Here is a 7599-nt window from a genome sequence, read left to right as displayed (position 1 = left end):
AAACAGGTGCTTAGCCAACAAGCCTTTGATATCGCGAAATTTGTCACCCCGCATTCAGCTGCATTCGCCGACATTCGGCCGCAAACCCAGCGCGAAACCCGCATTCGCGGGTTGATGTAGCTTCAGGCCCCATTCTGCCCAACTTTAATCGCAAACGGCCCAGCACTGCCCTTCAATCCAAGATTTGGTTTGCCAAAAAGCTGCCGCTCAAGCTCTATGCGGCACAGGGAAGCTAGCAAACTCTTTTTTCAAGACTTCGTCAAACAACACGCAAGTTGATCCCTCAGTACAAGGGATTGAAGACCGTTAATATGCTTGGTAGAACTCAAGCCTGTCGCTGGTTTGATGAAGTACGGTCTCGCCCGCGATCTTGTATTTGGTCGCTGCTGAGCAGCCAATCCCGGAATTCAGAAACCTCAGAGCGTTCAAGCGCCTGATTTTCAATAATCATGAAATAAGCTTCACGGATTGGCAGGCGATATTTGAATGGGCTTACCAGCAACCCTTTGTCCAGATATGGGGCTGCAAAGCTTTCATGGATAATGCCTGCGCATCCGCCACCCAAAAGAATTTGCAGGGCCACAAGCGACGAATCCGCTTTGGTGGTATAAGCCGCTTGGCCTAGATCAAGCGAATAGTGTGATGACAACCGCTGCCATTCAATCTCTGATCCCATGACCATCACAAGGCGATCGGTTGCCATCGACGTAATATCTGGCTTTTTACCGAACCGCGCCGCATGATCAGGAGAGCAAACGACTATTCCCGTCTCATGGGATAGTTGCCACATGTGTGGATCGGGCCAGTCGCCTGTGCCGTAACGGATGTCGATATCAATGCTCGTATCGTCCAGCCTGTCAGACCAAACCGTGGTTGACATATGCAGTTCTATATCCGGTTGCAAAACAGAGAATGCGGCCAGCCGGGGCGCAAGCACCAGCGATCCGTAAGTGATGGAGGTTCTGATATGCAAGTGCCGTTTACGCCGCTGTGAAAATAGTCCAGACGTCGCATCCTGCATCTCACGAAAGGCCTTGCGGATCGGCAACGCATAAGCCTGCCCCACATCTGTCAACAAAACGCCATGAGGTAGCCGCTTGAACAGGCTGACACCCAGATGCTGTTCCAAAAGACGGATATGTTGGCTGACTGCTGCCGGCGTCAGGTTCAACTCATCAGCTGCACTAGAAAAACTGCTATATCGGGCAGCAGCCTCAAAAGCGCGCAACCAGGTGACATGGGGTAATTTCGACATGGACAACGCTCCTGTGGGACATGTCCAGTATGTACTGGATAACAGACCTATGAAAATAGCGCCTCGACTGCTCCAGGCCTAAAAATATCGCCCCCTTAGCCAGAAGACTCGTTGTTTGCAGCTCTTGTTCACGCAGGTCAGAGATAACCTTAATTGTGCCAGGAGACACAGATGACAGAATATGACTACATCGTCATCGGCGCTGGCTCGGCGGGCTGTGTGCTCGCAGATCAGCTGAGCGCGAACGCGCGAAACCGGGTCCTTGTGCTTGAGGCCGGCGGTTCAGACAGGCGCTTTTGGATAAAGGTGCCGCTGGGCTATGCTTTTGCCCATACTGATCCACGCGTTTCAATACGCTGCGAGACAGAAGTTGACGAAGGCTTGGCTGGGCGACGCAGTTCGTGGCCGCGCGGACGGGTCGTTGGTGGCTGCAGTTCGATCAATGCAATGGCTTATATGCGCGGCTTGCCCACCGACTTCGACGATTGGGCAATGTCTGGCGCAACGGGATGGGACTGGTCAACAGTCCGCACAGTCTATGACAGGCTTGAGGCACAAGACGATCGTCCTGAAACTGGCCCGATCCGGATCAGCGATCTTTCGCGGCACATGCACCCATTTTCACAAAACTTTCTGCGCGCGGCTGAAGATGTTGGATGGCCACTGCTTGAAGATCTGAATGTCGGTACCGAAGGGATCGGCCGTTATCGCAGCACAGTGTGGAATGGGAGACGCTGGTCAGCAGCGGATGCTTTTCTGCGTCCGGCCTTAAAACGCCACGGCGTTCGGCTTGAAATGCATGCGAAAGTCCAGCGCATCGCGTTCGATGCTGGTGAAGCGCGCGGCGTGATCTACCGCCAGCATGGCAAGACCATCAAGGCGATAGCGCGTCGCGAAATCATCGTTTGTGCGGGTGCTATACATTCACCGCAGATACTTCAGCTGTCTGGAATCGGTCAGGGCAGCTTACTGCAATCACATGGCATTACCGTCCATAACCCTCTGGCTTCGGTCGGTCAGGGCTTGCAAGATCACCTCGCCATCACCTACAGCTTTGCTGCAAATCAAAGAACACTCAACGCCATCCTTGGCGCGCCTTACGGGCGTTTGAAAAGCGGGGTACGCTACCTGATGACACGCGGTGGCCCGCTTGCGGTGCCGGTCAATCAGGTTGGGGGGTATATTGCATCGGGTGACAAAGGCGTGCCGGATACCCAGATTTATTGTAACCCGATGGTTTATTCCTATGGCCCAAAAGGGCCAAAGGTGACCCGCGCACCGGGCTATATTTTGTCCGCGCAACCCTGTCGGCCGACCAGCCGTGGCAGAATCTGCATCACGTCGCCCTCGGCTGACGACCAACCGGGTATATGGCCCAATTCCCTGACAACGGATGCAGACTGCAACGCCGCCATCCGTGCAGGACGACTTTTGCAACGCCTCGCGCAAAGCAAAACCATGACCCAGACACGACGTGATGCCATTGGCCCTGACCTGATGACGCTGGACGACGATGCGTTGCTTGCGGATTTTCGCGCGCGCGCCTCTACTGTGTTCCATCCAAGTTGCACTTGCCCGATGGGAGATGACCCCAGACGTTCCGTTTTGGACTCAAGGCTGCGCGTGCATGGCACGGGTCGCTTGCGTGTTGTTGATGCTTCGGCCTTCCCGAACATCACGTCGGGCAATACGAATGCGCCAACCATGATGCTTGCCGCCCGTGCGGCTGAGCTTATTCTGGAGGATAACAGATGATCGAAATGAACCACTTCTACATCGGCGGTGCTTGGATTGCGCCGCAGGGCGCACAGACTATGCCGATCCTGAACCCCGCGACAAACAGCCAAATAGGCACGTTGACAATGGGCAATGCGGCGGATGTAGACCTTGCCGTTGCTGCTGCCAAAACCGCATTCGAAACGTGGAGCTTTACACCAAAAGTCGAGCGGCGCGCGCTTCTGGCGCGTTTGTTGGAGATCAGCGAAGAACGTGAGGAAGAGATGGCGCAGGCCATCACGGCAGAAATGGGCGCACCGATTACGCTTTCGCGCGAACAGCAGGCGGCCTCTGGTACCGGGCATTTGCGGGCTTTTCTGGATGCATTTGATGCGATGCCTGAGGAAGAGATACTGCCCAACGGCGATATCGTGTCCCATGAGCCGATCGGCGTCTGTGGGTTGATTACCCCATGGAACTGGCCGGTCAATCAAATTGCACTTAAAGTCATTCCAGCGCTTTCGATGGGTAATACCTGTGTACTCAAGCCGTCAGAACACACACCGCTTTCCGCGCGGCTCTATGCTGAGATGATTCACGAGGCGGGCTTTCCGGCAGGCGTTTTTAACCTTGTCTTTGGAGATGGACCTAGCGTCGGTTCAGCAATGTCCCGTCACGCAGATGTGGCGATGATATCCTTTACCGGCTCTACGCGCGCTGGCACAGCAGTGACAAAGGATGCGGCCGATAGCGTAAAGCGCGTGGCGCTGGAATTGGGAGGCAAATCACCCAACATTATCTTCGCCGATTCTGATTTAGAGGCCCGAGTCAAAGAGGGCGTATTCGAGTGTTTCTCGAACACCGGTCAGTCCTGCAACGCACCCACGCGGATGCTGGTGGAACGCAGCGTTTACGACGAGGCCGTGACCATTGCGGCGCAAGCTGCACAATCACAAACAGTGGGCGATCCCTTGCAAGAAGGGGACCATATTGGCCCGCTCTTCGACAGAATCCAATATGATCGCGTGCAGGTCATGATCCAAAAGGGCATTGATGAAGGCGCAAGGCTAGTCGTTGGGGGTATGGGCAAACCCGAGGGGTTCGAGGCGGGTTGGTTTGTCAAGCCGACCCTGTTTGCCGATGTGACCAACGACATGGCTATCGCCCAAGAGGAAATTTTTGGTCCGGTGCTGGTGATGATCCCCTTTGATACCGAAGACGACGCAATCGCCATAGCTAATGACACGCCCTATGGGCTGGATGCCTTTGTATCAACAAGCGATGAAGCCCGCGCTTTGCGCGTTGTGCGGCGTCTGCGCGCAGGGGGCATTCACATTAACGGGCGGGCGGTGGATTACGGATCACCTTTCGGGGGCTTCAAGCAATCCGGCAATGGCCGTGAAGGTGGGGCGCACGGGCTGGCCGAGTTTTACGAGGTAAAGGTGCGCCCACCCTTTCAGTTTTGATCAAAAAAGCTTTGGTGGCCGGGCATGACAGCCCGGTCAATTTGCAATTTTGCTCGTCAAGCGGTTTCACGCACGGGCGCAACAGCCCCGTCAAACCCCTGCTTTGCAAGCACACGGTAGGTACTGCGCAGTGCGCCACGATCACAATAGCAACCACGCAAGTGGCGCTTGCCGCTATCGGCGACATAGCCTTCGCGCCCATGCACGATGCGGTGATTATCAAATACTACGCAATTCCCGGCCTGAGAGCGGAAACGCACCACAAAGCGATCCTCCTGCATAAGCCGGATGAACTTGATGAAAGCCGGATAATACTCATCCAGCAAATCTTGCGGCAGGTCCAACGTGTCTTGCAGATGCTGAGAAATTGTCACGCCAGTCACGTTGCCCTGCTGGTCAGTTTCGATCACTCGCTGATGGGCGCGATAATCTAACCTGTCATGTCTGTAGAAAAACGGGATCTCGTAAGTCGCAAGAAGCCTGAATGCTTCGGGATCTTCCGCGCGCAAAGCTTCGGCCACGGCGGCACCGTCCAGAAACAGTGAAAGCCCCCCTTCAACCGTGTTTTCCAGACAATGCAAGAATTGCAGGCCCGGCGCTGCTTCTTCGCCCGGCAAATCTGTATGCATTTCTAGTGGGCCAGCGGTGAAAGCGAGGTTGGTGGGCGCGATTTCGACGCGTACTTCGAAGAAATAACCTTCGGCGGAAGGGGTGATGCTGCCGAGCGTTTCCACAAGCGCGGTCAGGCTTTCCTTACTGGGCTCCATGCCAGTCACAATAGCGATCCCGTCTTCGATCAGTGCCCTGCAAAACCGTGCCCGCCCGTCATCGCTGTGCAGCACGTCAGATTGTGGAACGCGCGCAATAGACGGCTCGAATTCATTCGACCAAAGCTTTTGCGGTAGATCAGCAGGATCATATAGGCGTCCCTGATCCGCCACATCGCGCAGCAGCAGCATTGGGACAGACGACACCACTGCCTCATCTTGCCAAGACAGACGCAAGTGATCACCCTCGATCCATGCGTCTGTTGCCCTTGGTGGGTTTGGCAGCGCAGAGCTGTCGAAAATACGCTCGCGGGTTTGCGGGTCGATACAACTGACGCAGGCATCGCGCAGCCAGTAATAATTGAAATACTGAGGCTGTGTACCGAATGTGATGGTCAGGCCGCGGTCTGAAAGAGAGATATGAGTGTTCATTTTGCGCTTTTCTCAATTGGCGTAATCGGGTGCGTCACGGTCGAGGATGCGACGGATTTGGGACAGATGCGCATCGGCTTGACCTGGGTAGTTGTCAAGCTCACGCGCTGTCTTTTCCGCAATCTCATCGGAGAGCACGCGCAAAACTTGGCCTGTTTGCAATGCGCGAATATAGGTCTCGGCTGCGCGCTCAAAGTAGTAAAGGCGGTTAAATGTGTCGGCCACATTGGAACCGATAACCAGCACGCCATGGTTGCCCATGATCATCACCTTCAGGGCTGGGTTAGACAGCATGCTCGCGCAGCGCATCCCCTCTTCTTCGAACGCAAGCCCGCCAAACTGGTCATCGATCACATATCGATTGAAAAATGTCGCCGTATTCTGGTCTATTGGGGGCAACCGGCTGTCCGCGAGCGAAGCCAGAACCGTACCAAAGATCGAATGGGTGTGCATGACGCAGCGCGCATGCGGGCAAAGCCGGTGGATCGAGCTGTGCAGCCCCCATGCGGTAGGGTCTGGTGCATCGGGCCGGTCCAACGTCGCGGGGTCATTCGCATCGATCAACAACAGGTCAGAGGCCCGTACCAAGCTGAAATGCACCTGATTAGGGTTCATCAAAAAGCGCGTGCCATCGTCATTCACAGACAGGCTGAAGTGGTTGGCCACCGCCTCGTGCATCCCAAGCTTAGCTGCCCAGCGGAACGCTGCCGCGAGGTCGCAGCGCTCGGCCCAATGGTCCATGTTAGGGTGGGTGTTCATGGTGCTATTCCGCTGCAAGTGGGCCGGCGCGGCCCGTCGGCACGACTTCATAGCCTTGCTCTTCGGGTTCGTCATCGGTCAGCTGCGCGGGAAACCCTGGTGCCAGAACGCTCAAGCCCGTCGCATCCTCAAGACGCTTGATGATATTGGGCGACAGTTCGCGCGCCCCGTATCTAGCGATGCCATCGTCAAAAATCGCTACCATCAGTGGACTGATTTCCAGCGGCACCCCCGCGTCTTCGGCGATCTGCTGGAACAGGCCGATATCCTTTTTCACCAGATCCATTGTAAATGAAATATCGCGGGATCCGTTCAGAATGATCTGGCTTTCGGTCTCATGCACAAACGACGTGCCAGAGGAAATCTTGATCGCCTCAAAGGTGGTGTTCATGTCCATTCCGGCGGCTTTCATCGTCACCAGCGCCTCGCTTATGCTCAGCAGGTTCGCGGTCGCAAGATAGTTTGTCATGACCTTCAACACGGATGCTGTGCCGATGTCACCCGTGTGAAGCACGCGACGGCCTAATGTGGTCAGCAAGGGTAGAACGCGCTCAAAACTTGCGCGATCACAGCCGGCAAAGATGGAAATATTGCCAGTATCAGCACGGTGGCACCCACCCGAAACCGGGCATTCTACGACAGCACCGCCCGCCGCCTGCACCTGTGCTGCCAGTGACTTCATGACATTCACATCCGTGGTGGACATCTCCATCCACGTTTTGCCAACCGTGACCTCGGGCAGCATTTGCGTCACCGTGGCTTCGCAAATCGCCGGTGACGGCAGGCATGTGATCACCACGTCATTGTCGCGCATCAGTTCAGCCGCGCTCTCTGCATGCCATGCACCTAGCGCAGTAAACTCGGCAACCTTTGCAGCGTCGACGTCGAGAACTGTCAGGTCATGCCCGTTGCGCAGCAAGCTTCCTGCCAATTTTGACCCCACGTTGCCTAGTCCGATAAAGCCCACTTTCATTTGATATCCTCTCAAAAATCTATTGGAACCCTGCAAAATCATGGTCCAAAAGTGAAACGACTGATGATGCGGCCGAGGGGTCGTTTTTATAGGAACTAGACGTTCATTGAGGGATCAGAACCATATCCACGGTGATGGGCCTGAATATCCCCTAGATTTGTAGACGCCTTGCTTGTTAATTTTGGAAGCAAGGAGGACGAGAGAGATGTCCGCAAACATATTCACAGACGA

At 55.3% G+C, this 7599-nt stretch carries 6 protein-coding genes; 2 read left to right on the top strand and 4 right to left on the bottom strand.

All coding sequences use genetic code 11. The features are described from left to right. Positions 1–325: 325 nt before the first annotated feature. Positions 326–1255: a LysR family transcriptional regulator gene (locus IBX59_RS14525; RefSeq protein ID WP_296376837.1), complete on the bottom strand. Its 930-nt coding sequence runs from the start codon at positions 1253–1255 to the stop codon at positions 326–328. A 171-nt stretch (positions 1256–1426) separates the two neighbouring features. Between IBX59_RS14525 and IBX59_RS14520 the strand changes: the two genes are divergently transcribed. Both IBX59_RS14520 and IBX59_RS14515 read left to right on the top strand, forming a co-directional pair. Further along, the gene (locus IBX59_RS14520; protein WP_296376835.1) at positions 1427–3010 is read left to right on the top strand and encodes a GMC family oxidoreductase; all 1584 of its coding nucleotides are present in this window, start codon (positions 1427–1429) and stop codon (positions 3008–3010) included. Continuing rightward, the gene (locus IBX59_RS14515) at positions 3007–4437 is read left to right on the top strand and encodes an aldehyde dehydrogenase family protein (protein WP_296376833.1); all 1431 of its coding nucleotides are present in this window, start codon (positions 3007–3009) and stop codon (positions 4435–4437) included. The genes IBX59_RS14520 and IBX59_RS14515 overlap by 4 nt, the downstream gene beginning before the upstream one ends. A gap of 56 nt (positions 4438–4493) precedes the next feature. Here IBX59_RS14515 and IBX59_RS14510 read toward each other — a convergent pair whose 3' ends face one another. Genes IBX59_RS14510 through IBX59_RS14500 form a run of 3 tightly spaced genes read right to left on the bottom strand, consistent with a single transcriptional unit; the run spans position 4494 to position 7368 of the window. Further along, on the bottom strand, positions 4494–5636 hold the full coding sequence (locus IBX59_RS14510) for a TauD/TfdA family dioxygenase (RefSeq protein WP_296376831.1): 1143 nt from the start codon (positions 5634–5636) through the stop codon (positions 4494–4496). 12 nt (positions 5637–5648) lie between these two features. After that, positions 5649–6395 (bottom strand): class II aldolase and adducin N-terminal domain-containing protein, encoded by a 747-nt coding sequence (locus IBX59_RS14505; protein WP_296376829.1) that lies wholly within the window; start codon positions 6393–6395, stop codon positions 5649–5651. A 4-nt stretch (positions 6396–6399) separates the two neighbouring features. Then, positions 6400–7368 carry an NAD(P)-dependent oxidoreductase gene (locus tag IBX59_RS14500; protein ID WP_296376827.1) on the bottom strand — a complete coding sequence of 323 codons (969 nt, stop codon included), beginning with the start codon at positions 7366–7368 and terminating at the stop codon, positions 6400–6402. Between the last annotated feature and the right edge of the window lie 231 nt (positions 7369–7599).

The sequence above is a fragment of the Yoonia sp. genome (genome assembly GCF_014859355.1).
GTDB lineage: Bacteria > Pseudomonadota > Alphaproteobacteria > Rhodobacterales > Rhodobacteraceae > Yoonia.
Note: the sequence above shows the minus strand (reverse complement) of the source record. Positions and strands in the feature narration are given on the sequence as shown.